Origin of the sequence: Brevundimonas sp. (assembly GCF_016463485.1) — a bacterium.
Classification (GTDB): domain Bacteria; phylum Pseudomonadota; class Alphaproteobacteria; order Caulobacterales; family Caulobacteraceae; genus Brevundimonas.
Map to the genome: position 1 here is coordinate 1 of NZ_JAEMRD010000038.1, position 24,686 is coordinate 24,686.

Genomic DNA, 24,686 nt, shown 5'->3' on the forward strand with positions numbered 1-24,686 from the left:
CCATGAGCGCAGCCGTCATCGTCTTCCCCGGGTCCAACTGTGATCGCGACTGCAAGGTCGCGGTCGAACGCTCCACCGGCGAGCGCGTCGAGATGGTCTGGCACCAGGACACCGACCTGCCCGACGACCTGGACCTGGTCGTGCTGCCGGGCGGGTTTTCCTACGGCGACTACCTGCGATGCGGGGCCATGGCGGCGCAGTCGCCGATCATGCAGGCTGTGAAGAAGGCCGCCGATGACGGGGTCGCGGTGCTGGGAATTTGCAACGGGTTCCAGATCCTGTGCGAGGCCGGGATGCTGCCGGGGGCACTGCTGAGGAATGCGGGCCTGAAATACGTCTGCAAGCCGATCGCGCTGGAGGTCACCAACGGCCAGACCCGCTTCACCGCCGGCTATCAGGGCCAGCGCGAGGTAGTGATGACCCAGGGCAACGGCGACGGAAACTATTTCGCCGACGCCGAGACCCTGGCCCGGATCGAGGGCGAGGGCCAGGTGGTGTTCCGCTATGTCGACAATCCGAACGGTTCGGTCGCCAATATCGCCGGCATCCAGAACGCGCGCGGCAATGTGCTGGGGATGATGCCCCATCCCGACCGGGCTTTCGAGGCCGAGCTGGGGTCGGCCGACGGGGCCACCCTGTTCCGGTCGATCATGGCGGCGGCGTAGAGCCTACCAGGCACCGAGCTCGCGCAACTGCGACGCCAGGTCGTCGGGCAGGTCGCCGGGGTCCATCGACGACAGATCGGGCGGCGCGTCCTTGGGCTCGAGATAGCGCCAACCCTGGAAGGGTCGCCGGGCCTGGGGGGCGGTGCGGATGACCTCGGGCGACAGGCGGATCAGGCACATACTCGCCTTTCCCTCCCCGGTCGTGGAGATGTCGAGGATCGGCATCCGGCAGACGACCGAGCCCTTCATGACCCAGTAAATCGACCCGCCGTCCTCGATCTCGTCTGCGCGCTTGGGCGTCATCCGGGTGTTGACGGTCAGCCACTGACCCTTGGCGGCGCGGCGTTCCAGGGTTTCGACGTGGGCCACACCGACGCAGAGCTTGATCATGTGCAGAGGCATGGCCCGCCTCTAGCACCCCTGACCCACGCGGGGCCAAGGGTGTTGAGGTGCCGCGACGATCAGGGCTGAGGCGAGGTGCTGGTGACGACGGCAGGTCCGGATGAGGGAGCCGGCGAGATGATCAGGGGTGCGGGCGGGGTCTGAGCGCGGGCCTCGGCGGCGCGGGCCTCGCTGGCCGCGCGGATGGCCTCGGCCTGGGCACGGGCGGCGTCGGCGCGGGCGATGTCGAGACTCTGCTGACCGCCGGCGATCTGACCCTGGATGGCGGCGGTATTGGAGGTGGCCTGGGCGTCGGCGACGGCCTGGGCGGCCTGGGCCTCAGCGATGCGGGCCTGGGCTTCGGCGTCGGCACTCGGCGCAGCGTCGCGGGTCGCCAGGATCCAGAAGACGGCGATCACCACCAGCACCGCCAGGCCGCCCGCGATCCACCAGCCGGTGGTGGATTCGCGGCGAACGACGATGGTCTCGCTGTAGATCGGTTCGGAGCGCGGCGTGTTGGGTGCGCGGGTCGGGTCGAGGTTGGGGTCGTACTGGCTCACGGGGTGTCCCTCCATTGAGGCATGGGAACGGTCCCGCTTGACCGAGGTTCCTCCCCGCCCCCGGGTCAGCCCATCCGGCGCAGGACCAGGGCGCTCCAGGCGTCGCGGTGGATGCGGCGCTCCAGCCGGAACCCCTTGGACAGATAAGCCGCCGTCACACGGCGCTCCTGGGTGCGCAGCAGGCCCGACAGGATGGCGACGCCCCCGATGCGCAGCGCCAGCTTGATGTCCTGGGACAGGGCGACCAGCGGCGGGGCCAGGATGTTGGCGAAGACCAGATCATAGGGGCCATGCTGACGGACCCGACGATCGTTCAGGCCCGAGGCATGGACGAAGGAGGCCTTCGCCTGATTCAGTTTCGCGTTCTCGTTGGCGATGCGCACCGAGGGGCCGTCGATGTCGGTGCCGACCGCGACCCTCGATCCAGTTTTCGCCGCCGCGATGGCCAGGACGCCTGTGCCGCAGCCGACGTCGAGCACCTTGTCGAAGGTCTCGCGCTTCAGAAGCTCGTCATACGCGACGAGGCAGCCCACGGTGGTGCCGTGGTGACCGGTGCCGAACGCCGCGCCCGCGTCGATCTTGAGCGCCACGGCGCTGAGCGGAACCTGGCCCTGGTCGTGGGCGCCGTAGACGAAGAACCGCCCGGCCTTGACCGGCGGAAGGCCCGACAGCGACATGGCCAGCCAGTCGGCGTCGGCCAGGACCTCGACATGGACGGTCACGTCGGGGTGTTCGGCGAGCCGCGCCTGAAGGACCTCCGCCTCATCGGCGGTCGTCGGGAAGGCGTCAATGCGCCAGATGCCCTTGTCCTCGTCTTCCTCGAGGATGGAATAGGTGGCCCCTTCCAGCATCACGTCGGCGTCGATGGCCTCGGCGGCGGCTTCAGCGGCGGCGCGGGGGCCGCGGGCGATAATCTGGAGTGCGGTTTGGGACATTTCTCAAACGCCGGTATGGTGGCGAATCGCAAGCACACAGGACACGCCATGGCGGGTCCGTTCTAACCGAGGGGTCGGGCGTTCCATGGCTAAGTCACCGTCTGCGTCGAGTTCAACATCGCCGAAACCGGCGAAGGCCGCTTCCAAGCCCAAACCGGCGGCAAAGTCGAGCGCCGTGACGGCCGAGACGGCAAAACCCGCAGCGGTCAAGGCACCGAAACCGGTCAAGGCCGCAGCCGCAAAGCCGGCTCCCAAGGCCGCTGCCAAGCCGGTCAGCGCACCGACCGCCCGCGCCAAGCCGGGCCCCAAACCCGGCGCCAAGGCTGCGGCTGCTGCGGCCGCCACGACCACGACCCCTACGACCGTTGCACCCAAGGTCCGCGCCAAGCCGGGTCCGAAGCCCGGGGCCAAGGCCGCGAAGGCGGCGGCGGCGGCGACCACCCCCGCCCCGACCGCGCCCACTTCGACTACGACGGCACCCAAGGCCGTGAAGACGGCGACGAAGACCGCGCCGTCTGCACCGAAGACTTCGCCGAAATCCGTGAAGGCCACGCCCACGCCCACGACCAAGACCGCGACGGTCAAGGCCAAGCCGGGTCCGAAGCCGGGCGCTCGCGCCGCCAAGGCTGCTGCGGCCGCCGCGACGCCCGCCGTCGCCCCGGCTCCCGCACCCAAGCCCGTCGAAACGCCCAAGGCAGCGGCCAAGCCGGCTGCGGCTCCGACGCCGGCCCCCGCCGCCGCTGCCCCGGCCGCCGCGCCCAAGCCCGCCGAAGCCCCGGCCAAGCCCAAGAGCTTCCTCGACAAGATCGCCGACGCCATCTTCGGCAAGCGCTGATCGCCTCACACGCCGCCAAGAACGCGAAAGGCCGGACGGGTTGCCCCGTCCGGCCTTTTTCGTGTCCGGCGATCGATTGTGTCGATCAGTCCGCGGCGAGATCCTCGGCCAGGATGGCCATCTCGAACATGAAGCTGCCGTCCTCGTCCTCGTCGTCGAAGACCACGCCGATGAATTCGTCGCCGACATAGACCTCGGCCGAATCGGTGACCTTGGGCCGGGGCTTCACGGCGATGCCGCCCGTGTTGAAGGTCTTCTTCAGATGCGTCTCGATGCGCTTCATGTCGGTGGCGTTCATCGGGGGCCTCGTTTCGTCTCAGGGGATTTGGCGGCGGACCCTAGTCCGGGCTCGCGCTGAGGGAAACCCTCAGATCACGAAGTCATAGACCACGTCGGCGAGCGTATGATCCATCGTGCGGGCCGGCGCGTCGTCGGTGGGGCAGTTGACCAGGCGGGCGGGGACGCCCGCCACGGTGCAGCCCGACGGCACGGGTTTCAGGACCACGGACCCGGAGGCCACTTTGGCGAAATCGCCGACCTCGATATTGCCCAGCACCTTGGCACCGGCACCCAGCAGGACGCCGCGTCCGATCTTGGGGTGACGGTCGCCGCGCTGGGCGCCCGTGCCGCCCAGGGTGACGCCGTGCAGCATCGACACCTCGTCGCCGACCACCGCCGTCTCGCCGATGACGATGCCCGTGCCATGGTCGAAGAACAGGCCCTTGCCCAGTTTCGCACCCGGATGGATGTCGATCTGGAACAGTTCGGAGATGCGGCTCTGGAAATGAAACGCGAGCGTCTCGCGCCCTTGCGTCCACAGCCAGTGGGCGACGCGCGACGCCTGAAGCGCTTGGAACCCCTTGAAATAAAGGAAGGGCTGCAACAGCGAGCGGATCGCCGGATCGCGCTCTGCGACGGCCTGGAGGTCGGCCTCGGCCGCCGCCACGATCGAAGGGTCGGACCAGAAGGCGAAGGCGCAGACCTCGCGCACGCTCATCTGGGCCAGTTCGGCGTCGCCGACCTTGCGCGCGATCTGGAAGCTGAGGGCATTGGCCAGGTCGAAATGCGACAGGATGGTCGCATTCATCATCGAGCCCAGATGCGGCTCGCTGCGCGTCGCCTCCTCGGCCGAGGCGCGCAGTTGCGACCAGATCGACGGGGCCTCCTGATCGGCGACGACCTCGAGCCTTGGGGGTGTGGACATGCCGCCGCTCCTGTTCCCGAACCTAGCTGCGCGTCAGCATGGCATGCGCCAGCCAGCCCGGCAGAAGGCCCTCCTTGGCCATATGGTACGCCCGATACGCTGTCGCTACCGTAAACGAATCCGGGATCGCGCCGCGCTCGATCTCGTGCAGCAGGGTCATGAACGGGACGCGCACTACGGTCAGCACCTCGGTGGGATCGGGGTCCAGCGGGACGGGCGACAGATCCCAGGCGATCCAGGTCAGGCCGATCTCGTCGGTGACGGAGTTGGACACCTCGATCCGCAGCGCCAGTTTCCAGGACGCGGCCTTCAACCCGGCCTCTTCCGCCAATTCGCGCATGGCACCTTCGAGCGGATCCTCATCGAAGGGCGCGCCGCCCTCCGGCATTTCCCAGGAATAGTTGGCGTGGGCGAACCGCGACTGGCCGACCAGGGTGACGGTGCCGTCCGCGTGGACCGGCAGGACGCCGGTCGCGACATTGCGGAACCGCACCACGCCGTAGCGGGCATCGCGTCCGGTGGGAGCGACGGCCTTGTGCTCGGTGACCTGCATCCAGGGGGTATCGTGGACGACCACGTGACCCAGATCCTGCCAGGGGATCGGCGTCGGCATGCCCTCGGCCCAGCTGGGGATGATGGCTTGAGATATATCTTTGGGGGCGCTATCGGTCACCGACGATCTATGGCCCAGACGACGACAGAACAACAGACGAGGCGATGACCATGACCGATGCCGTTCCCCTGGGCGCGCCCCTTGCCCTGCCGACGCCGTCACGCGAGCTGCGCGCGCGGCTGGCCGTCCGGCGTTCAGCACCCGCCCAGTCCCTGACGGTGCCGGGGCCGGACGCCGACACGATCCACGACATTCTGATCCTGGGGGCCCGCAGTCCCGACCACGGCAAGATGACCCCCTGGCGGTTCGTGGTCATGGGGCCGGAGAGCCGTGCGGAAATCGCCGAACGGCTGGCGGCCCTGGCCGTCGAAAGGGGCCTGCCCGGAAAGGCCCTGGCCGTGCTGGCCAAGCTGACCGCCGCACCCGTCTCGATCCTGGTTGTATCGACCGCCCGACCCGGACCCAAGCCGGTGTGGGAACAGGAACTCAGCGCGGGCGCCGTCTGCATGAACCTGGAGCACGCCGCCTCGGCCCATGGGTTTTCGTCCTGCTGGATCACTGACTGGTACAGCTATGACGCGGAAGGTGCCTCCCTGTTCGGGGTGGCGGAGGGCGAGCGGATCGCCGGCTTCATCCACATCGGGACCGCACAGGAAGCGCCGCTGGAGCGCGAACGGCCGGACATCGCGGCCCTCACTCGATATCAGCCCTGATTCCTGCTAGGCTGGGCGCAACGTTCGCTGGAGGATTGGACATGGCCCTGCCCCCGTCTGCGACGGCGATCGCCTTTGTCCTGACCCGCGACCGGGCGGTCTCCGACGCCTTCTATCGCGACACCCTGGGCCTGGTGTTCAAGATGGACGACGGGTTCGCCGCCGTGTTCGACCTGAACGGGGCGGACCTGCGCATCACCCATGTGCCGGACCATTCCGCCGCGCCCCATCCGGTGCTGGGCTGGCAAGTCCCCGACATCGCTTCCACCGTCGCCGACCTGACGGCCAGGGGGGTCGCCATGACGATCTATCCGGGGATGGGCCAGGACGAGACGGGCGTCTGGACCTCGCCCGACGGCAAGGCGCGCGTGGCCTTCTTCCCCGACCCCGATGGAAATATGCTCAGCCTGACCCAGTGCTGAGGTCGGCCGCTCAGCCGGGCTTTCGCCACTCCATCATCAGGAACCAGGGCGCGCGGTTGTAGTGGGCGACGCGGACGGGGTCGCCGCCGATCGCGCGGGGCTCGTCGAAATGGGTTAGGGTCAGGCCCTGATCGAGCAAGAGCCGCATATAGGTCGACAGCGGCCGGTGCCAGTTCATGATGCGGATGCCGCGCCATTCGATCCAGGCCGAGCGCTCCTCCAGATACTGGTCCATGGCGTGGGCGCGGCGACCGTCGGCCAGGGTCTGCCAGCCCATCTCCGCGACGTCGCCCGCCGAGTTGTAGGCCGTCAGATTACCGATCAGCAGGGTGCCGCCGGGAGCCAGAACCCGTGCCATCTCCGAGATCGCCGCCTCAGCATCGGGGATGTCGATCAGGGACAGATAGGCGACCACCAGATCGAAAGCGCCGTCCTCGAAGTTCAGACCCTCGGCCGCCTCGACGCGATAGTCGCTGTGCGGATCGAGCGCTCGCGCCCGGTCGATCAGGCTGGGGGCGGGGTCGATGCCGGTGACCACCATACCTTCGGCGGCCAGCATCCGGCAGAACCGGCCCTCGCCGCAGCCGACGTCCAGGGCGCGCCGAAAGCCGCCGGCCCGGACGCGCGCCATCATCGGCTCGTCCAGCACCGACTGACGGCCGAAGTCGCCGTCGTCGCCGAGGTGGGCGATCCAGGCGGCGGCCGACTGTTCCCAGCCGTCGTCCTGCGGTTCGTCGGTCATCGCGGTTCCTCCTGGGGGCGGTGGACCAGCGACACCAGCACCACCGAAATCATCATCAGCAGGAACCAGCTGCCCAGCTTGGCCAGACCGACCGGATGCCAGCCGTCCTCCTGACCCGGATAGACCCAGGCGCGGGCCAGTGTGCCCAGGTTCTCGGCGAACCAGATGAAGACAGCGACCAGCAGGAAGCCCAGCAGAAACGGCATCGACCGCCGCGTCCGGTCCGGCGTGAAATAGAACCAGCCCCGTCCGAACAGCACCGCCGTCGCCACGAACAGCGCCAGCCGGATGTCCGGCAGCCAGTGGTGGGAAAAGAAGTTGACGTAGATCGCGGCCGCCAGCAGCCAGGTCGTCCACAGCGGCGGATAGTGGCGGAACCGGATGTCGAAGATGCGCTGGATACGGGCGATATAGCTGCCGACCGCCGCGTACATGAAACCCGAGAACAGCGGCACGTCGCCGATCCGCAAGAGTGACGGCTCGGGGTAGATCCACGACCCGTGGGCGGTCTTGAACAGCTCCATGATGGTGCCGACGACGTGGAAGACGAAGATCACCCTCGCCTCCTCCCAGCTCTCCAGCTTGAGCCACAGCATCGCCGCCTGGATCGCCAGCGCCGCGACCACGAGGAAATCATAGCGGGCGACGGGCGCCTTGTCGGGCCACAGCAGATGCGTCCCCATCAGCAGGACCAGCATCAGCCCGCCGAACAGGCAGGCCCAGCCCTGCTTCAACCCGAACATCAGGAACTCGAAGCCGTAGCGCGACCATGCGGCGCGGTCGGACCAGGCCTGAAGCGACTCCAGCGATCGGCGACCCCGCTCTTCCCAGGCCAGACGATGGGTCTCGGTCATGACGTTTTAACGGTCCAGAGGCGACACCTGCGACAGGCGGGCTCATGGCGCGCCACAGGGTCTGTGATAGAGCGGCGATCATGGGTCGATTCGGCAAGGATCTGGGCAGGAGGCTGGGACTGGTGTGCACCCTGTTGCTCGCCCTGACCTTTGCCGCGCCTGCCTTTGCCTCCCACGTCTGCGCGGAAAGCGAGGCCTGTGCGCCAAACGCCCAGGTCGTCGTCGATTCCGTCTCCGATGCCGATCCGGCCTGTGAAGACTGCGGGCCGGCCTGCGCCAACGGATGCTGTCACGCGCCCCACCCGGCGACGGCTCCCGATGTCGCCGCGATCCCCGCACATCTGATCGGCGTGAAGCCGTCAGGTCCCGCCCTGGCCACCGCTCCGCCGTCGCTGCGTCCCACCGGACCCGAAAGACCCCCAAGGGTCTGATCTCGCCGGGCTCTGCCTGGCTCCACCGCACCGTGCATGGGCGAACCCGCCCTGCGCCCGACATTGGACCGGCCGCGCGCCGGGAGAGGATCCCTCATGCATATTCGACTTCGCCGGCTGCTCGCCGGTGTTGCCTTCGCCATCCTGATGCCGGGCATGACCCTGGCTCAGGACAACCCGGAAACCCACGACGAACCCGAGGCCGAAGAGGTCGAGGAGGTCATCGTCCAGGCCACCCGCTCGCGCCGTCGCGTGCAGGACGAGCCCGTCCGCGTCGAGATCATCGGCCAGGAGGAGATCGAGGAAAAACTCCTCATGCGGCCGGGCAACATCTCGATGATCCTGGCCGAGACCGGCGGCCTTCGGGTGCAGGTCACCTCGCCCAGCCTGGGGGCCGCCAACATCCGGGTCCACGGGATGCGGGGGCGCTATACCCAGATCCTGGCCGACGGCCTGCCGCTGTACGGCGGTCAGGGGTCGTCGCTGGGCCTGTTGCAGATTCCGCCCAGTGACCTGGGCCGGGTCGAGATCATCAAGGGCGCGGCCTCGGCCCTGTACGGCGGCCAGGCTCTGGGCGGGGTGATCAATCTGATGTCACGACGGCCGGACGATGGGCCGTCCGGCGAGCTGATCGTGAACGCAACCACGCGCGGGGGCCAGGACCTGTCCGCCTATGGCTCGGCGCCGATCGGCATGGGCTGGAGCGGTTCGATGATCGCCACGGCCAATCGCCAGGACGAACACGATCTGGACGGCGACGGCTGGATCGACATTCCGGGCTATGAGCGCTGGACGGCGCGGCCGCGTCTGTTCTGGCTGGGCGACGACGGATCGAGGGCCTTCGTCACGGTCGGGGCGATGGACGAACAGAGGCGCGGCGGGACGCTGGACGGACGGGTCGCGCCCGACGGCCAGCCGTTCGCACAGAACCAGGACACGCGCAGGCTGGACGGCGGCTTCGTCTATGAGCGGCCGGTCGGCGACTGGGGCTTCGCCCAGGTGCGCGGATCGGGCGTCGATCTGGACCACAGACACCGGTTCGGCACGCTGCTGGAAAAGGACCGGCATCACACCTGGTCGGCGGAGGCCAGTCTGTCGGCCGCGGCCTGGGGCGCGGACTGGCTGGGCGGCGTGGCGTATCAGGTCGATGACTATGGGTCCGAAGCCTTCCCGCAGTTCGACTACAGCTATTCCGTCCCGGCCCTGTTCGCCCAGGTCGAGCGCGAGGTGACCGAGGCTTTGACCCTGGCGGCCAGCGTCCGTTGGGACGAGCATGATCGCTACGGCACCCAGGTCAGCCCGCGCCTGTCGGCGCTGTACAAGGTCGGCCGGTGGTCGGTGCGGGGGTCGTGGGGGCGCGGCTTCTATGCGCCCACGCCGTTCGTGGAAGAGACCGAGGCGGCGGGCCTGTCGCGTCTGGCCCCGCTGGGTGATCTCGAGGCCGAGACCGCCCAGACGGCGTCGGTGGACTTCGCCTATGCGTCGGGGCCGTGGGAAGCGAACCTGACCCTGTTCGGATCTGACATAGACGACGCGGTGGGGCTGATCCCCCTGTCGCCAACGCTGGTCCGGCTGGACAATATCGCGGGCGTGACGCGGACGCGCGGCCTCGAAGCCCTGACCCGCTGGCGGACCGGGCCTTTCGTGGTGACGGGCAGCTATCTGTACGTGGATGCGAGCGAGCCGGACGGGGCGACCCGACGCGACGTGCCCCTGACGCCGCGCCATTCGGCCGGGGTCGTGGCCATGTGGGAGGAACATGATCGCGGCCGGATCGGCTTCGAGGCCTATTACACCGGCCCCCAGCCGCTGGAGGACGATCCGTACCGCACGCGCGGCGAATCCTATTGGGAGTTGGGACTGCTGGGTGAGGTCGTTCTGGGGCGGTATCGAGTCTTCCTGAACCTGGAGAACCTGCTGGACGTGCGCCAGACGCGGGAGAGCCCGCTGATCCGGCCGACCCGCGCGCCGGACGGCCGCTGGACCGTCGACGCCTGGCAACCGCTGGAAGGCTTCATCGCCAATGCGGGGATCAGAGTGCGGTTCGGGGGATAGGGCCAGGCCGGGCGGGACCGCACGACGGTCCCGCCCACGGCTTCACGACACCTTCTATCTCAACGCGCACCTCACCCCCGCCCGCGATAGGTCGGCACGCCCTGATCCGGCAGCCACAGGCCCTCGGGCGGGGTGCCGGTCTGCCAGAAGACGTCGATGGGGATGCCGCCGCGCGGGTACCAGTAGCCGCCGATGCGCAGCCATTTCGGATGGAGCAACGCCGCCAGCTTCAGCCCGATGGCGACGGTGCAATCCTCGTGGAAGGCGCCGTGGTTGCGGAAGGCGGTCATGTAGAGCTTCAGGCTCTTGGACTCGACCAGCCAGTCGCCCGGCGCATAGTCGATGACGATATGGGCGAAGTCCGGCTGGCCCGTCACGGGGCACAGGCTGGTGAACTCGGGCACGGTGAAGCGCGCCAGATACAGGGCGTCCGGATGCGGGTTCGGCACCCGCTCCAGGACGGCGGTTTCAGGACTGGTCGGCTGGGCGGTCTGGGTGCCGAGCTGGGAGAGGCCGGAGGTGTCGGTGGTCATGGCCGGGATTTAGGCGTCCCGGCCGCCCGACGCAAAGACCCGTGCGTCAGAAGTTGGCCAGCGGACGTGGCGGCGGGCCATAGGCGTTGTCGCCCGGCTGACCTGCCGTCACACCCAGCCAGATCAGAAAGCCCAGGTTGACGATGAAGACCAGACCCCAGAGGCCTGCGATCCCGCCTATGCCGGCCAGCATGGCGTAGTCGTTGCCATAGCTGGTGCTGACGATGCCGCCGACGAAGGCCATGGCGCTGAGCACCACCGCCACAGTCGTGATGCCGTAGGGAATGGCGGCGAGCCAGCCGGATTTGCCCATGTCGTGCAGGCGTTTCGACGAAACGCAGACCCCGAAATAGATGCTGGCCAGAGTGACCACCTGCCCGATCAGCGGCACCCAGCTCAGAACGACGCCGGCGGCAAACAGGATGATGATCCCGATCCAGTAGTCCTTCTGGCCGATGCGGCCGTTGGCCTCGAGGAAAAGGGTCCGCCAGTCGCAGGCGGACATCCCCGAGCCTGCGACGCCGGGGGTATAGGCGGTGGATGCAAAACCGGCCGGCTGTTGCGCCAGGACGATGACCTGGGTCGCTGCACCGCCCTCGGCGACGAAATCGACCTTCATGCCGGCCCGCACGGGCGTCAGCTGCTGGAGGTCGGCGCGGGCGAAGGTGTAACGCAGGCCGTCGTCGCCGCTGATCAGGCCGGTGCCAGGACCGTCGTCATAGGTCAGAATCTCGCCGCGCACACCGTCTCTCCTGTCGAGGGGGCCTGGATGGCCGAGCGTGACCATAGGGGCATGGGCGTTACGGCGACAAGCCGAACACGGCCTTCATCCAGGATTTGCCTTCCCCAACGTCGCCTGCTGTAAGCGTAGCCAAAGACAACGGAGGACGACGCTGTGGCCATTCCCGCTTCCCTGCAAAAGGGTCTGAAGCTGCCGGTGATCTCGGCACCGATGTTCCTGGTGTCCGGGCCCGATCTGGTGGTCGAGGCGTGTAACGCCGGCGTCATCGGCACCTTTCCGTCGCTGAACCAGCGGACCACCGAGGGCTATCGGGACTGGCTGATCGAGATCAAGTCGCGGCTGCATCCGGATGCGGCGGCGTTCGGCGTCAACCACATCGTTCACGGCTCGAACGACCGGCTGATGGCCGATCTGGCCGTTACGGTCGAGCATCAGGTCCCGCTGGTCATCACCTCGCTGGGCGCGGTCAAGGATCTGGTCGATGCAGTGCATGGATACGGCGGGGTCGTGTTTCACGATATCGCCAACGTCCGCCACGCGAAGAACGCGGCCAAGGCGGGCGTGGATGGCCTGATCCTGGTGGCCAACGGCGCGGGCGGCCATGCTGGGATCATCAACCCGTTCGCCCTGGTCAATGAGGTGCGCGAGTTCTTCAAGGGAACGATCATCCTGTCGGGCTGTCTGTCGACGGGCCAGGATGTGGCAGGGGCGCTGATGATGGGGGCCGACTTCGCCTATCTGGGCACCCGGTTCATCAACACGACCGAGTCGGAAGCGCAGGACGCCTATAAGGCCATGATCATCGATTCGGGTGCGACCGACATCGTCCACACCCCTGCGGTGTCCGGCATCCCCGCCAACTTCATGACCAAGTCGCTCGAGGCCAACGGCATCGATCCGAAACACCTTCCCGAGCACAAGCTGGACATGGGCGAGGAGGCCCGGGCGTGGAAGACCGTCTGGTCCGCCGGCCAGGGCGCGGGCACGATCCACGACGTCCTGCCGACCGCCGAACTGGTTCGCCGCCTCCGCGACGAATATGCGCAGGCCACCGAAGCGTTCGCGAACAAGGCCATCGTCGGCTAGACAGGCCGGCTTTCGCCGGAGCCTTCATGCGTCATCTGCCCTTCGTCCTGTCGCCGCTCATGCTGGCCGCCCTGCCGGCCATTGCCCAGGATCGGGACAATACGCGCTACGTCGGAGACCAGGGGTCGCACTGGACCTTCGAGGCCGGCGCCGGGACAGACAACCGCTCCAAGGGGACGTCCAAGAGCGGCAACGCCCCCTATGTCTTCGCCGAGGCCCAGTGGAACGCGGCGAACGGCTTCTATGCAGACATCGAGTTCGAGACGATCGACTCGTCGGGGTCGAACGTGGAGACCGAGGCCGAGGCGGGATGGCAGTTTTCCGGCGGCGGGTTCGATTTCGACGTCTCGACCTCTCACAAGTGGCGGGTCGAGGCCGACCCTGGCCAGGACGCCGCCGCCTGGGAGTTCCAGGCCGACGTAATGCGCGATTTCGGCGCCCTCGACACCCGGCTGCGGGTCGAGCATTCGCCGGATGGCCTGGGCTCGACCGAGGCCTGGACCTGGGTCGAGGGGCGACTGCGCTGGCCGGTGGCCGAGCGGATCACCGCCGGGGTGACTCTGGGACGACGCGAGCAGGACCGGGCTCCCGACTACACCGGCTGGAATGCGGGCCTGACGTGGGAAGTGCGCGAGGGGGTCGACGCCGATCTGCGCTGGCACGACACCGACGCCCATCAGGAGGGCGAGACCTATGAAGGGGCCCTGGTCGCGGCGCTGACGCTGACCTTCTGAGCCGGTCCGGATCGGCATTGGTTCCCCGGCGCGGCCAGATGCCGCGCACTGCATCCGGCGGAGCTTGTTTCGCGTCTTTCCGGGCGACCGCGATCGGCGGTCGGTTCAGGAAGCCCCCCATGACCAAGATTTCGCTTCGCGGCGTCGCCGCCGCCGCCCTCGTCTCCGCCGCCATGATCGGCGCGACCCCCGTGCTGGCCCAGTCGATGGACCATTCCAGCCACGCCACCGCCCCCGTGACCGTCGGCGGTGCCGCCATGTACGCCAACAAGACCATCGTCGAGAACGCCGTCAACTCGCCGATCCACACGACCCTGGTCGCCGCCGTCGTCGCCGCCGGCCTGGCCGAAACCCTGTCGGGTCCGGGCCCGTTCACCGTGTTCGCCCCGACCGACGCGGCCTTCGCCAAACTGCCCGCCGGTACCGTCGAGACCCTGGTCGAGCCCGCCAACAAGGCGACCCTGACCAAGATCCTGACCTATCACGTCGTCGCGGGTCGGGTGTCCGCCGAGCAACTGATCGGCATGATCAACGCGGGCGGCGGCAAGGCCGAGCTGACCACGGTCGAGGGCGGCATCCTGACCGCCTCCCTGCAAGGCTCGTCCGTCATCCTGACCGACGAAAAGGGCGGCGTGGCCACGGTGACCCAGGCCGACGTGTTCCAGTCCAACGGCGTGATCCACGTCACCGACACGGTGTCGATGCCGAACTAGGTCGCGTCAGACCGAGGGGGCCCGATTTCTCTGCAAGAGATCGGGCCCTCGCCCCCTTGTGTTCCACAAGCCAGAAACGTGCTCTTGTGAGCAAGGCACACAGGAGGAGTCGCGTGGGAAGGCAGGACGTCTACACTCGGAGTGACCTGCGCCACCTCCGGCAAGCGGTCGCCTCGACGGGGCCTGACACCGCACTAGAGATCCTGATCGCCGTGGCGCACGACGTGAAGGTCGGTGCGCCCATCTCCGAGATCGTTGAGGCGGATGACGACCAGCTCGGACACGCGATCGCCGGCGCGATCCTGAGACAACAGGCCTTCATCGCCCGAGGTGCCATGGTCGCCGCCATGACGCCGTCCTCGAAATTTCGCGCCTACGAGTCCATTGGTGATCGGGCTTACTTTCACCTCGCGAAGGCCTTGGAACTGCGGCCAGACGACCCCTTGAGCCTGGGTGTGCTGGCCTCATTCGCGGTGGAGGAAAACCGAGAGGGAAAGGCTGCATCGGAGGCGCTTGTCTGCCGTTCGCCTCAAGTGCCCGCCTCGTCCTACTGCGACGTGCTTCAGGCCTGGTCAGCCAAATGGGGCGGCTCTCAGGATGAGATGTGGCAGTGCCTAAAGCGACTCTGGCGTGACGACGACCCGCGCAGTTGGGCCATGCTTGCAAGGGCCCATTTCGAGGAATGGCTGGACAGAACCTACCTTCGACCGGCGGGCAACTATGCGACGGTGAGCGGCGCTCAGTCGGCGTCGATGTCCCTGAACGAAGCCTCGGACAGAGCCTTGGCCACGGTCGAGGACGCCGGCAAACCCGGCCTCATGCGGTTCGTCCACGGCTGGCTGGGCCGCGTCTATTGGGATCGGCGCAACCTCAAACGCGCCAAGCGGCATTTGATGAAAACCCGGTCACACATGGACCCGACGATCTGGATCTACGGCACAATCTTCATGAATGCAGACCAGCGATTCCGCCTCGCCAAACTGCAGTGCGGGATCTTCTGACAGCAGATTCAGTTCGCCTCGCCGGGGCGCTATCGGATAGCTCTCCCCCGCCTGTCGCTGATTATGGTAAAGCTTGCTCGGCTAGCACGGGAGCGGGTGGGATGGGACTGGGTCGGGGCCTGATCAGCGTGGGTTCGACGTTGCTGTTGGCTGGCCCGGCACTCGCGCAATCCGCAGATCGTGAGACGCCCGCCTGGGCCTTCGCGGTCGGGCTGACGACCGACTATGTCCGGCGCGGATTGGTCCGGGGTCAGGATGACGTCGAGGGCGTCGCCACCGCCCAGTGGAACCGGGGCCTGGTCTACGCCAACGTCGCCGCAAACACGGCCGCCGTAGGCGACAGCGACTATGAGGTCGACGTCTCGGTCGGCCTGCAACCCACATGGGCCGGATGGGCGTGGCAGATCGCGGCGTCGCGGATCAGCTATTTCGGCGGGTCGGGCGACGTCGACAACTGGCAGGTCTCGGCCCAGGCGACGCGGGCGTTCGGCCCCGCCACGGTCGTGGCGCTGGTCGGCGGATCGCCCGATTATGAAGGCGCAGGCGAAGAGGCCGTCTGGGGTCAGACCTCGCTGGCCTGGGCCTTGACCCCGAAACTGTCGGCCGACGCGGTGATTGGATTTCAGGACCAGGTCGGCGCGCCCGATTACGGCTGGTGGCAGGCCGGGATTACCTACGCCCTGACCTCACAGGTCTCGGCCGATCTGCACTGGTACGACACCGACAATGCGGTGGCCCTGGGCGAAAGCGGCGACGGCCAGGCGGTGCTGGCCCTGACCTGGAACTTCTAGACCGCCAGCGCCTGATCCAGATCCGCAATCAGGTCCTCGACGTCCTCCACGCCTACCGACAGGCGGATCAGGGTATCGGTGACGCCGCCCGCCTCGCGCAGTTCCCTGGGGACGCTGGCGTGGGTCATGATCGCCGGGTGGTTGACCAGGCTTTCGACGCCGCCCAGCGACTCGGCCAGGGTGAAGACCCGGACGCTTTCCAGCACCCGTTTCGTCCGGTCCAGGTCGCCGTCCAGCACCACCGACACCATGCCCCCGAAACCCGACATCTGGGACGCGGCGAGCTCATGCTGAGGGTGGGAGATCAGACCGGGATAGATGACGCGCGCGATGCCGGCGCCCTTGGCCGCGCGGTCCTCCAGCCAGTTGGCGACGGCCATGGCGTTGGAACAGTGGGCCTTCATCCGCAGGCCCAGGGTCTTCAGCCCCCGGTTGGCGAGGAAAGCGTCAAAGGGGCCCATGACGCCGCCGACCGAGTTCTGGAGGAACTTGAGCTGGGCCGCGATCTCGGGATCCTTCGCCACCAGCACCCCGCCGATGATGTCGGAATGGCCGTTCAGGTATTTGGTCGCCGAATGCATGACCACGTCGGCACCCAGGCTCAGCGGCTGCTGGCAGAAGGGCGTGGCGAAGGTGTTGTCGACGACCAGCAACAGGCCGTGCGCCTTGGCGATCTTCGACAGGGCGGCGATGTCGGCGATCTTCATCAGGGGGTTGGTCGGGGTCTCGACCCACAGCATCCTGGTCTTGTCGGTAATCGCCGCCTCGACGGCCGCGAGGTCCGACAGATCGACATAGGCGAAATCCAGCCCCATCGAGCGCCGACGCACCCGCTCGAACAGCCGCCACGATCCGCCGTACAGGTCATCGCCGGTGACGATGTGCGCGCCCGCATCCAGCAGTTCCAGCGCCGTGGAGGTCGCCGCCATGCCGGAGGCGAATCCGAACGCCTGAACTGCGCCCTCGAGGTCGGCGATACAGGCTTCGAACGCCTCGCGCGTCGGGTTCTTGCCCCGGGCGTATTCATAACCCTTGTTCACCCCCGGACTTTCCTGAGCGTAGGTCGAGGTGGCGTAGATCGGGGTCATGACGGCACCCGTGGTCGGGTCGGGCCGCTGTCCGGCGTGGATGGCACGGGTCGAAAAGCCCTGGCTGTTCTTGAGGCTGGCCATGGTGGGATCCTGTCAGGCGAGGGTCTGGTCAAAGAAGTCGAGGCAGTGGTCCGAGACGTCGGTCCACTGGGTGGCGTTCATCAGGTGGCCGGCGCCGCGCGTGACCTGAACCCGCACCGGGATATCCTCGTCCATCAGGAACCGCCGCCAGCGCTGGGTCGAGGCCGGCGAGACCACACGGTCCCTTTCGGAGCGCACGATGAGTACGGGGATTCGTCGGGCGGGGTGGCGAGGAATATAGACGTCCCAGCCGCCGCAGACAGCCACGGCCGCCGCCGCGCGACTGTCGCCCAGCGCGCCGTCCACGGCGATGAACGAGCCGAGGGAATAGCCGACGATGCCTGTCCGGCCGCGATCCACGCCCTGGCTGATCAGCCATTCGACCCCGTCGCGGGCACAGTCGCGCCAGGCCTCCATCACCGGTTCGCGCCGCACGATGTCGTCGTCCGCGGCGTCCAGATAGGTCGGGGCCAGCGACAGATAGCCCCGCTCCGCGAACCGTCGGGCGAAGGCCAGCTGGTCGATCCCCATCCCGCCTGAGCCATGGACATAGACGACGCCCCGGCCGTTCGGCACGGCCGGTCGGAAGTCCACGGCACGGATCGTCCGACCGTTGCTGAGGTATGTGACTCGTTCGGTGATGACGCCGTCGGGCGCGGTCTGTGCCTCGGCCGGAGCCGCCATCAGCATGATCCCGCCTGCAACCAGGTCGCGCCGTCTCATGGAGCGGCCAGTTCATCGCGCAGGAAGCGATGGGCGGTGTCGAAGATGGCCCGCCACTCCGCCGGCTCGGGGACATGGTGGTCGGCATCAAGCACCACCAGTTCGGTGTCGACGCCCGCGCGCCGCAGGGTGCGTTCCCAGTTGCGGACCGCGCCCAGCCCGACCAGCGGATCGCCGTCCGCCGTGATCAGGAGCGTCGGTGGCTTCCTGAGAATCTCCTCGGGCTCGCGCCGCCCCCCGCCGGCGATCGCGACCACGGCTCGCGCCGGGGCATCCGAGAAGCCGAGTTCCCCCGCCATATAGGCCCCGCGCGAGAAACCCATGATCCCGATCCGGTTCGCATCGACGCCGGGCTGGGCAGCCAGCCACTTGAACCCGTCCAGCGCCGCCTGTCGCTGGAACGCCCCGCGCCCCTGACGCCGCCCCTCGGTATCGGCACCGAACCAGGCCGGGAAGGCCACCGTATAGCCCCGCGCCGCCAGCCGCACCGCATGCTCGTACCAGCGCCGGATCTCCAGAGCCGCCCCGCCGCCGCCGTGCAGCAGCAATATTCCCGCCCCTGCCATCGGCAGACCCTCGCTCGGCGGGCTGAACAGCACCACGGTGATGGCCTCACCCCCGCTGTCATAGGTTCCGGCCGCCACCCGCTCGCCGGACTGGGCCCGCGACACGCCGCCGACCGCCGTCAGCGCCGCCGCTCCCATCAGTCCCTGTCGGCGATTGATCCTCAACCGATTACCGGTTCAGGCTCAAGTGGTTGATCAGGTCTACCCGCGCGATCAGGCCGACGAATTTCTCGCCGTCCAGTACGATCGCAACCCGGTCGCGGTCGAACAGCGGGATCAGGGCGTCGAGGGACTCGCCCACCTGGACCGTATCCAGATCGCGGGTCATGGCGGACGAGACCGGCTTCCTGAAGCGTTCGGCGCGGGTAATCTCGTCGGTGTTCATGACGTGGACCAGATCGCTCTCGTCCAGGATGCCGACCAGCCGGCCGTCCTGAATCACCGGCAACTGCGACACGTCGTTGGACCGCATCCGCTTGAAGGCCGAGTCCAGGCTGTCATCGGGGCCCGCGACAACGACCTCGCCGTTCTCGTATTTGCGGCCGATCAGGTCGGCCAGGTTGCCCTGGATCGGGTCGTCGCCAAGGCCCTGATCGGCCAACCAGGCGTCATTGTAGACCTTGGACAGGTATTTCGCGCCGGTGTCGCAGACGAAGGTCACGCACCGCTTCGGCTCGGTCTGTTCACGGCACCAGCGCAGAGCCGCCGCGATCAATGTGCCCGAAGACGAACCCGCCAGGATGCCTTCCTTGAGCAGCAGTTCGCGCACCGTGGCGATGGCCTCGGCGTCGGGAATGGAATAGGCCTTGTCGATCAGGCTCATGTCGGCGGTATCGGGCACGAAATTCTGGCCGATCCCTTCGACCGTATAGCTGCCCTCCGGCCCCGGCACGCCGTCGTTGACGATGCCCGCGAGGGTCGAACCGACCGGGTCGGCCAGGATGATCTCGGCGGTCGAGCCTACGCTCTTCAGGAACCGCCCGATGCCCGTGATCGTCCCGCCCGAGCCGATGCCGGCGACGAAGGCGTCGAGGTCATGGTCCATCTGTTCCCAGATTTCGGGACCGGTCGTCTTCACATGGGCCAGGGCGTTGGCGTCGTTGGCGAACTGGTTGACGAAATAGCCGCCCGGAATCTGCTGGGCCAGGCGCTCGGCCATGTCGGTGTAATAGTCGGGGTGTCCGTGCGGGACGTCCGAGCGGGTCAGTCGCACGTCGGCGCCCATGGCCCGCAGGTGCTGGATCTTTTCCTTGGACATCTTGTCGGGAATGACCAGCAGGACCTTGTAGCCCTTGTTCTGGCCGACCAGGGTCAGGGCCAGGCCGGTATTGCCCGCGGTCGCCTCGACAATGGTGCCGCCGGGCTTGAGCCAGCCCTCGCGTTCGGCCGCCTCGATCATCTCGACGGCAATGCGGTCCTTGATCGAGCCGCCGGGGTTCTGGGCCTCAAGCTTGAGGAACAGGCGGCATTTGCCGGTGTCGATGCGGGTCACCTCGATCATCGGGGTCTTGCCGATCAGCGACAGGGTCGAGGCGGTCGGCTTGCTCAAGGTGGGGGCGTCGACGATCGACATGGGGCGGGAAACTCCTTGGGGAACGATGGTCAAGCTGGTCGCCCGGTCGGCGAAGGTCAAATCGCGCACGATCGTACCGCCATGGTCCGGCGGTGGGCGTGGTTCGGGTGAAAAGTGCCAGTGCTAGTGAGCAGGTCACAGGGACCCAGGCGCAGTTTGCTCACTAGCACTGGCACGCCTTGCTCACTAAGCTCGAGACCGCTTCCGGACCCACATCGCGGCATCGGCCTCGGCGAGCCAGATTTCGGGGTCGTCCTGATTGGCCCAGGCGCGGACGCCGAAGGAGCCGCCCAACTCCGTCTTCTGGCCGTTCCAGTCGAAACCTTCGGCATCCAGGGTCGCGGCCAGCCGCCTGGCCTTTTCACGCCCCTCTTCGATGCCGGCGTTGAGCATAAGCAGGCCGAACTCGTCCCCGCCCAGCCGGCCGACCGCATCCGAGGCCCGCACATTCTCCATCAACAGCTCCGCGACATGGATCAGGGCGGCATCGCCCGCCGCATGGCCCAGCCGGTCGTTGACTCCCTTGAAGCCGTCCAGGTCGAGATACAGCAGCACCGCCGGGGCATCGTAGCGGATGCAATAGGCCATGGTCTGCTGCATGGCGGCGACGAAGCCGCGCCGGTTCAGGGCGGGGGTCAGGACATCGTGGTCCGCCGCCGCCTCAGCCGCTTCCGCCCGCAGACGCAGGGTCTCGACCTCGGCGCGCAGACGCTCGATCTCGGCCTTCAGATCGGCAGCGGCCGTATCGGTCACGGTCGGCGAAACTCCGGAAAACCGCGACTCACCCGAGCACGCGTTCGAACTATCCTAGAGCCCTCGGTTGCGGGCGCAACGCGGGTGCTGTAACCGGCCGCCTTCACGCGCGCGAGAACCCTGCGTTATGGCGATTTCGACCCCGCCGGTGGCGATCATCATGGGCAGTCGGTCCGACTGGCCGACGATGAAACACGCGGCCGATTCGCTGGATGCCCTGGGCGTGGCCTGGGAAGCGAAGGTCGTATCGGCCCACCGCACCCCAAGACGTCTGTATGACTTCGCCACCGGGGCAAAGGCTGCCGGAACCAGGGTCGTCATCGCCGGTGCCGGCGGTGCCGCGCACCTGCCGGGCATGGCCGCCTCCATGACCGACCTGCCCGTGCTGGGCGTGCCGGTCGAATCCAGGGCCTTGAAGGGCATGGATTCGCTGCTGTCGATCGTCCAGATGCCCGGCGGCGTCCCGGTCGCCACCCTGGCCATCGGCGAGGCCGGGGCCAAGAACGCGGGCATCCTGGCGGCGCAGATCCTCGCCCTGTCGGACGATGCGCTGGCCGAGCGCCTCGCCGCCTACCGCGCTGCCCAGACCGATGCGGTCGCCGAAACGGTCGAGGACTGATTGGCCGACCTGACGCTTCCCCTCCCCCCCGGCTCGACCATAGGCATCATGGGCGGCGGCCAGCTGGGCCGGATGCTGTCCCAGGCGGCGTCGCGTCTGGGCTTCGACGTCCTGATTCTGGACCCCGAGGAAAACTGCCCGGCCGCTCGCGTGTCGCGCGGCCAGTTCGTCGCCGCCTATGACGATCCGGCGGCGCTCACCATCATGGGCCGCGCCTGCGACGTCGTGACCTTCGAGTTCGAGAACGTGCCCGCAGCCTCGATCGAGCGACTGGCCGAAGGCGGTGCCCTGGTCGCCCCCGGCCCGACGGCCCTGGCCGTTGCCCAGGACCGGGTGGACGAGAAGACCTTCCTGAACGCCGTCGGTGCCGCGACTGTCGATTTCGTCGCGGTCGATACGCTGGACGACCTGATCGCGGGGCTTGAGACCCTGGGGGCCCCCGCCCTGCTGAAAACCCGCCGCGACGGCTATGACGGCAAGGGCCAGGCCTGGGTCGCCTCGGCCGACGAGGCCGCCGAGGCCTTCGCCGCCATCGGCGGCCGCCCCGCCATTTTGGAAGCCCGCGCCGCCTTCACGCGCGAGCTGTCGATCATCGCCGCCCGGGGCCACGACGGTTCGGTCGCGGTCTATCCCCTGGGCGAGAACGAGCATTCGGGCGGTGTGCTGCGCATCACCACCGCCCCGGCCCTCATCGATGCGGCGACCGACGCCCGCGCCAGGGCCATCGCCGAGGACATCCTGGACGGCCTGGACTATGTCGGCGTGATCGGGATCGAGCTGTTCGACCTCGGTGAGGGTCAGTTGCTGGTCAACGAGATCGCCCCGCGCGTCCACAACACCGGCCACTGGACCCAGGACGGCTGCGTCTGTGACCAGTTCGAGCAGCACATCCGCGCCATCGCCGGCTGGCCCCTGGGCCCCACCCAGGCCCATGCCCGCGTCGAAATGCGCAACCTGCTGGGCGATGAGGTCGATCAATGGACGAGCCTGGCCGCCGAGCCGGATGCGCGCCTTCACCTCTATGGCAAGGCCGAGGCGCGGCCGGGCCGGAAAATGGCCCACGTCAATCGGGTGAAGCCGCTCTGATCCTGCCCGGTGCCGTCTCCGGCGACCACCACAGCACGGGAACCACCGCCAGCGCGACCACGGCGATCATTGCGCCCGGTGCCATGGTCCAGCCCGTGCCCGCAACCAGCAGTTCCGCGATCCAGGGCGTGAAGCCGCCGAACACCGCCGTGGCGGCTGTTGCGCCGAGCGCGAGGCCTGTCAGTCGACCTTCGCCCGGAAACTGCTCGGCCGTCGCCACGGCACCCACCGCGCTGACGCCACCCGCCACGGCTGCGAGCACCAGGGCCCCAAGCAGCGCCCGCGCCTCCACCCCGCCCGCCATCAGCGAGAACATCGTCATCGGCAGGACGGCGCTGGCCAGGGCAAGGCCGATCAATACCGGCTTCCTGCCCCACCGATCCGAGGCGATGCCCGCGAAAGGCGTGACCAGGATCACCACCACGGCCGCCGCCGTCGCCAGCCAAAGGGCCTGGGTCTCTCCGAACGACCCGGCCGAGGTGAGGAAAGCGGGCACATAGGTGATGCCGACGTAATAGGTGATCGACCCCAGGGCCGAGATGGCGAAAGCCCGCGCAATGCCGCGCTTGTGGTTCTTCAGGCTGTGGAGCAAGGGCCGCGCCGGGACCGTGCCCGCCGCCTTCTGGCGTTCGAAATCCGGGCTCTCCTGCATCGTCGATCGCGCGATCCACACGCTGCCCGCCAGGGCCGCGCCCACAAGGAAGGGAATGCGCCAGCCCCAGCCGTCGAGGTCGGCGGCGCTCAACAGATGCACGGTCACGGCCGACACCCCGACCGCGAGCAGGGCCCCTATCTCGCTCGCCGCGGAGGCCGACGACGCGATCAGACCTCGCCGATGGGCCGGGGCCCCTTCCAGCAGATAGGCGACCACGCCCGTGTATTCCCCGCCGACCGAGAACCCCATCACGCACCGGATCAGGATCAACAGCACGCCCGCCGCCGGGCCGATCTGGGCATAGGTCGGCAGGAAGGCCGTCGCCAGCATGGCCGCCGTCATCAGGGCGACCGACATCAGCATCGTCATCCGGCGCCCGAACCGGTCGCCGATATGACCGAACACCACCGCGCCCAGCGGCCGCATCAGATAGGCCACGGCGAACCCGCCCAGCGTGATCACCAGCGAGGTCTCGCCGCCGCCGAAGAAGACCCGGGACAGCACCGTCGCCAGATAGAGATAGAGGGTGAAGTCATACCACTCGACCACGGTCGAGAAGGCCGCCACCGCCATCGAACCCTTTGACATGGGCCGATGCTCGAACACGCTCCCCGGAGGCGTCAACCGGAGTTCTCGGGCGCTTTCGTGCCGTAGCGCAGCCGACTGAGCGTATCGGTGAGCCGTTTCAGCGGGGCCTCGAAGTCCTTGCCGACCTTCCAGGTCTCGAAGGCCATCACGTTCTCGATCCGGGCCGCGACGAAGGCCTCGGCGCGGTCGCGGCCGTCGAACCAGCGCATGGTCAGAGCCGGGATCAGAATGCCCGACAGGATCGTCCGCTTGGAATAGTGGTTCCAGTCCGTCGCCATGTCCCCGGCCCAGCGCCACAGGACATCGGCGCTCTCCCAAGCCAGCGACAGCCCGAGGTCCGCATTGGTCGGCAGGGCCAGGAAGCCGGCGCAGCGCTTCGTCGCCTCCAGATCGGCCGCCCCCGCCTCCATTCGCGCCGAGACGGCGGTGGCGATTCGCTGACGCATCTTCAGGGTCGCGGCCGGGGTCGCCTCCAGCGTCTCCAGCGCCCGCGCGTCATGCCGCCGCGACAGCAGGGCCGCCAGGTCGCGCGCGCCGTTGGGCAGCAGCAGTTCCTGATCCCCCTCCGAAAGGCCGTTGGCCTTGCATGCGGCGCGGACGAGCCGCCCGTTCCAGCCCAGGCGGGGGGCCAGCGGCAGGGCGGCGTCCAGCACGGACTGCTCCATCCGGTCGGCCCAGTCGCCCTGGGGGGGCTCGTTCGGGATGGGGGCGGCCGTAGTCATGGCTGTAGAATACGCCCACCGGCCGGGCGTTGCGAGCCCGGCGGCCGCCTTGCGACATCACGCGCAGATTGGCAGCTCTCGATATGGACACCACGCGACCACTGGTGTATTGGCCCGCCTTCGCTCGCCGGGCTGTCGCCCGCGAGGTGAGATTTTATTTGTCTGCCCGTCTCCCTCACAGGACGCGGCGGGCGGCCAAAGGAGAGTTCAACCTGGTAC

Annotated in this window: 30 protein-coding genes; 13 read left to right on the forward strand and 17 right to left on the reverse strand. The window is 68.0% G+C overall.

The annotated features are described in order from the left end of the window. The first annotated feature begins 2 nt into the window (after nucleotides 1–2). Nucleotides 3–665, forward strand: coding sequence for a phosphoribosylformylglycinamidine synthase subunit PurQ (gene purQ, locus JHC99_RS07725; protein WP_292153108.1), 663 nt, complete (start codon nucleotides 3–5; stop codon nucleotides 663–665). Between the two features lie 3 nt (nucleotides 666–668). Here the strand turns inward: purQ and JHC99_RS07730 are convergent, their stop codons facing one another. From JHC99_RS07730 to JHC99_RS07740, 3 genes are all read right to left on the reverse strand, one after another. Then, complete coding sequence (locus JHC99_RS07730) at nucleotides 669–1,067, reverse strand: DUF1489 domain-containing protein (RefSeq protein WP_292153110.1); 399 nt, start codon at nucleotides 1,065–1,067, stop codon at nucleotides 669–671. A 59-nt stretch (nucleotides 1,068–1,126) separates the two neighbouring features. Beyond that, entirely contained in the window at nucleotides 1,127–1,606 is a 480-nt protein-coding gene (locus tag JHC99_RS07735; RefSeq protein WP_292153111.1) for a hypothetical protein, read from the reverse strand. Between the two features lie 65 nt (nucleotides 1,607–1,671). Then, nucleotides 1,672–2,541, reverse strand: coding sequence for a 50S ribosomal protein L11 methyltransferase (locus tag JHC99_RS07740; RefSeq protein WP_292153112.1), 870 nt, complete (start codon nucleotides 2,539–2,541; stop codon nucleotides 1,672–1,674). An 85-nt stretch (nucleotides 2,542–2,626) separates the two neighbouring features. Here JHC99_RS07740 and JHC99_RS07745 point away from each other — a divergent pair, with 85 nt between their 5' ends. Further along, a complete protein-coding gene (locus tag JHC99_RS07745; protein WP_292153113.1) occupies nucleotides 2,627–3,376 on the forward strand; it encodes a hypothetical protein in 750 nt (249 codons plus the stop codon). A gap of 85 nt (nucleotides 3,377–3,461) precedes the next feature. On the opposite strand, the gene JHC99_RS07750 is transcribed toward JHC99_RS07745, so the two are convergent. The 3 genes from JHC99_RS07750 to JHC99_RS07760 all read right to left on the reverse strand — a co-directional run bounded on the left by JHC99_RS07750 (nucleotide 3,462) and on the right by JHC99_RS07760 (nucleotide 5,253). After that, nucleotides 3,462–3,674, reverse strand: a complete 213-nt coding sequence (locus JHC99_RS07750) for a DUF3126 family protein (RefSeq protein WP_271144852.1) — start codon at nucleotides 3,672–3,674, stop codon at nucleotides 3,462–3,464. A 69-nt stretch (nucleotides 3,675–3,743) separates the two neighbouring features. Next, nucleotides 3,744–4,580 carry a serine O-acetyltransferase gene (gene cysE, locus JHC99_RS07755; RefSeq protein ID WP_292153117.1) on the reverse strand — a complete coding sequence of 279 codons (837 nt, stop codon included), beginning with the start codon at nucleotides 4,578–4,580 and terminating at the stop codon, nucleotides 3,744–3,746. 22 nt (nucleotides 4,581–4,602) lie between these two features. Continuing rightward, the gene (locus JHC99_RS07760) at nucleotides 4,603–5,253 is read right to left on the reverse strand and encodes an NUDIX hydrolase (protein ID WP_366927742.1); all 651 of its coding nucleotides are present in this window, start codon (nucleotides 5,251–5,253) and stop codon (nucleotides 4,603–4,605) included. Between the two features lie 50 nt (nucleotides 5,254–5,303). On the opposite strand from JHC99_RS07760, the gene JHC99_RS07765 reads away from it, so the two are divergent. Together JHC99_RS07765 and JHC99_RS07770 are read left to right on the forward strand one after the other, a co-directional pair. After that, nucleotides 5,304–5,906 carry a nitroreductase gene (locus tag JHC99_RS07765; protein WP_366927743.1) on the forward strand — a complete coding sequence of 201 codons (603 nt, stop codon included), beginning with the start codon at nucleotides 5,304–5,306 and terminating at the stop codon, nucleotides 5,904–5,906. Nucleotides 5,907–5,947: 41 nt separating this feature from the next. Next, on the forward strand, nucleotides 5,948–6,328 hold the full coding sequence (locus tag JHC99_RS07770; RefSeq protein ID WP_292153121.1) for a VOC family protein: 381 nt from the start codon (nucleotides 5,948–5,950) through the stop codon (nucleotides 6,326–6,328). Nucleotides 6,329–6,338: 10 nt separating this feature from the next. Here the strand turns inward: JHC99_RS07770 and JHC99_RS07775 are convergent, their stop codons facing one another. Both JHC99_RS07775 and JHC99_RS07780 read right to left on the reverse strand, forming a co-directional pair. Then, entirely contained in the window at nucleotides 6,339–7,070 is a 732-nt protein-coding gene (locus JHC99_RS07775; RefSeq protein WP_292153122.1) for a bifunctional 2-polyprenyl-6-hydroxyphenol methylase/3-demethylubiquinol 3-O-methyltransferase UbiG, read from the reverse strand. Next, nucleotides 7,067–7,924 (reverse strand): DUF817 domain-containing protein, encoded by an 858-nt coding sequence (locus tag JHC99_RS07780; protein ID WP_292153124.1) that lies wholly within the window; start codon nucleotides 7,922–7,924, stop codon nucleotides 7,067–7,069. The genes JHC99_RS07775 and JHC99_RS07780 overlap by 4 nt, the downstream gene beginning before the upstream one ends. 80 nt (nucleotides 7,925–8,004) lie before the next feature. Between JHC99_RS07780 and JHC99_RS07785 the strand changes: the two genes are divergently transcribed. Both JHC99_RS07785 and JHC99_RS07790 read left to right on the forward strand, forming a co-directional pair. Next, a complete protein-coding gene (locus JHC99_RS07785) occupies nucleotides 8,005–8,355 on the forward strand; it encodes a hypothetical protein (RefSeq protein ID WP_292153125.1) in 351 nt (116 codons plus the stop codon). Nucleotides 8,356–8,451: 96 nt separating this feature from the next. Continuing rightward, nucleotides 8,452–10,410 (forward strand): TonB-dependent siderophore receptor, encoded by a 1,959-nt coding sequence (locus JHC99_RS07790; protein ID WP_292153127.1) that lies wholly within the window; start codon nucleotides 8,452–8,454, stop codon nucleotides 10,408–10,410. Nucleotides 10,411–10,481: 71 nt separating this feature from the next. Here JHC99_RS07790 and queF read toward each other — a convergent pair whose 3' ends face one another. Both queF and JHC99_RS07800 read right to left on the reverse strand, forming a co-directional pair. Next, complete coding sequence (gene queF / locus JHC99_RS07795; protein WP_292153129.1) at nucleotides 10,482–10,943, reverse strand: preQ(1) synthase; 462 nt, start codon at nucleotides 10,941–10,943, stop codon at nucleotides 10,482–10,484. 46 nt (nucleotides 10,944–10,989) lie between these two features. Then, complete coding sequence (locus tag JHC99_RS07800; protein WP_292153131.1) at nucleotides 10,990–11,685, reverse strand: DUF805 domain-containing protein; 696 nt, start codon at nucleotides 11,683–11,685, stop codon at nucleotides 10,990–10,992. A 153-nt stretch (nucleotides 11,686–11,838) separates the two neighbouring features. Here JHC99_RS07800 and JHC99_RS07805 point away from each other — a divergent pair, with 153 nt between their 5' ends. From JHC99_RS07805 to JHC99_RS07825, 5 genes are all read left to right on the forward strand, one after another. Next, the gene (locus tag JHC99_RS07805) at nucleotides 11,839–12,771 is read left to right on the forward strand and encodes a nitronate monooxygenase (RefSeq protein ID WP_292153133.1); all 933 of its coding nucleotides are present in this window, start codon (nucleotides 11,839–11,841) and stop codon (nucleotides 12,769–12,771) included. 26 nt (nucleotides 12,772–12,797) lie between these two features. Continuing rightward, nucleotides 12,798–13,505 (forward strand): TorF family putative porin, encoded by a 708-nt coding sequence (locus JHC99_RS07810; RefSeq protein ID WP_292153134.1) that lies wholly within the window; start codon nucleotides 12,798–12,800, stop codon nucleotides 13,503–13,505. Between the two features lie 119 nt (nucleotides 13,506–13,624). Beyond that, on the forward strand, nucleotides 13,625–14,218 hold the full coding sequence (locus JHC99_RS07815) for a fasciclin domain-containing protein (protein WP_292153136.1): 594 nt from the start codon (nucleotides 13,625–13,627) through the stop codon (nucleotides 14,216–14,218). A gap of 56 nt (nucleotides 14,219–14,274) precedes the next feature. Further along, on the forward strand, nucleotides 14,275–15,219 hold the full coding sequence (locus JHC99_RS07820) for a hypothetical protein (protein ID WP_292153137.1): 945 nt from the start codon (nucleotides 14,275–14,277) through the stop codon (nucleotides 15,217–15,219). Between the two features lie 101 nt (nucleotides 15,220–15,320). Next, nucleotides 15,321–16,010, forward strand: a complete 690-nt coding sequence (locus JHC99_RS07825; protein ID WP_292153139.1) for a TorF family putative porin — start codon at nucleotides 15,321–15,323, stop codon at nucleotides 16,008–16,010. Here the strand turns inward: JHC99_RS07825 and JHC99_RS07830 are convergent. The 5 genes from JHC99_RS07830 to JHC99_RS07850 all read right to left on the reverse strand — a co-directional run bounded on the left by JHC99_RS07830 (nucleotide 16,007) and on the right by JHC99_RS07850 (nucleotide 20,797). Beyond that, nucleotides 16,007–17,182: a cystathionine gamma-synthase gene (locus tag JHC99_RS07830; protein ID WP_292153141.1), complete on the reverse strand. Its 1,176-nt coding sequence runs from the start codon at nucleotides 17,180–17,182 to the stop codon at nucleotides 16,007–16,009. The genes JHC99_RS07825 and JHC99_RS07830 overlap by 4 nt on opposite strands. Before the next feature lie 12 nt (nucleotides 17,183–17,194). Continuing rightward, entirely contained in the window at nucleotides 17,195–17,905 is a 711-nt protein-coding gene (locus tag JHC99_RS07835) for a dienelactone hydrolase family protein (protein ID WP_292153144.1), read from the reverse strand. Beyond that, complete coding sequence (locus JHC99_RS07840) at nucleotides 17,902–18,636, reverse strand: dienelactone hydrolase family protein (RefSeq protein ID WP_292153146.1); 735 nt, start codon at nucleotides 18,634–18,636, stop codon at nucleotides 17,902–17,904. The genes JHC99_RS07835 and JHC99_RS07840 overlap by 4 nt, the downstream gene beginning before the upstream one ends. A 4-nt stretch (nucleotides 18,637–18,640) precedes the next feature. Further along, complete coding sequence (locus JHC99_RS07845) at nucleotides 18,641–20,044, reverse strand: cystathionine beta-synthase (protein WP_292153148.1); 1,404 nt, start codon at nucleotides 20,042–20,044, stop codon at nucleotides 18,641–18,643. 186 nt (nucleotides 20,045–20,230) lie between these two features. Further along, entirely contained in the window at nucleotides 20,231–20,797 is a 567-nt protein-coding gene (locus tag JHC99_RS07850) for a GGDEF domain-containing protein (RefSeq protein WP_292153150.1), read from the reverse strand. A 127-nt stretch (nucleotides 20,798–20,924) separates the two neighbouring features. Here JHC99_RS07850 and purE point away from each other — a divergent pair, with 127 nt between their 5' ends. Together purE and JHC99_RS07860 are read left to right on the forward strand one after the other, a co-directional pair. Then, complete coding sequence (gene purE / locus JHC99_RS07855) at nucleotides 20,925–21,416, forward strand: 5-(carboxyamino)imidazole ribonucleotide mutase (protein WP_292153152.1); 492 nt, start codon at nucleotides 20,925–20,927, stop codon at nucleotides 21,414–21,416. A 48-nt stretch (nucleotides 21,417–21,464) separates the two neighbouring features. Beyond that, nucleotides 21,465–22,502: a 5-(carboxyamino)imidazole ribonucleotide synthase gene (locus JHC99_RS07860; RefSeq protein ID WP_292153160.1), complete on the forward strand. Its 1,038-nt coding sequence runs from the start codon at nucleotides 21,465–21,467 to the stop codon at nucleotides 22,500–22,502. On the opposite strand, the gene JHC99_RS07865 is transcribed toward JHC99_RS07860, so the two are convergent. Both JHC99_RS07865 and JHC99_RS07870 read right to left on the reverse strand, forming a co-directional pair. Beyond that, nucleotides 22,480–23,745, reverse strand: coding sequence for an MFS transporter (locus tag JHC99_RS07865; protein WP_292153155.1), 1,266 nt, complete (start codon nucleotides 23,743–23,745; stop codon nucleotides 22,480–22,482). The two genes, JHC99_RS07860 and JHC99_RS07865, sit on opposite strands and share 23 nt — an antisense overlap. 32 nt (nucleotides 23,746–23,777) lie before the next feature. Continuing rightward, the gene (locus JHC99_RS07870) at nucleotides 23,778–24,467 is read right to left on the reverse strand and encodes a COQ9 family protein (protein WP_292153157.1); all 690 of its coding nucleotides are present in this window, start codon (nucleotides 24,465–24,467) and stop codon (nucleotides 23,778–23,780) included. Nucleotides 24,468–24,686 lie beyond the last annotated feature (219 nt).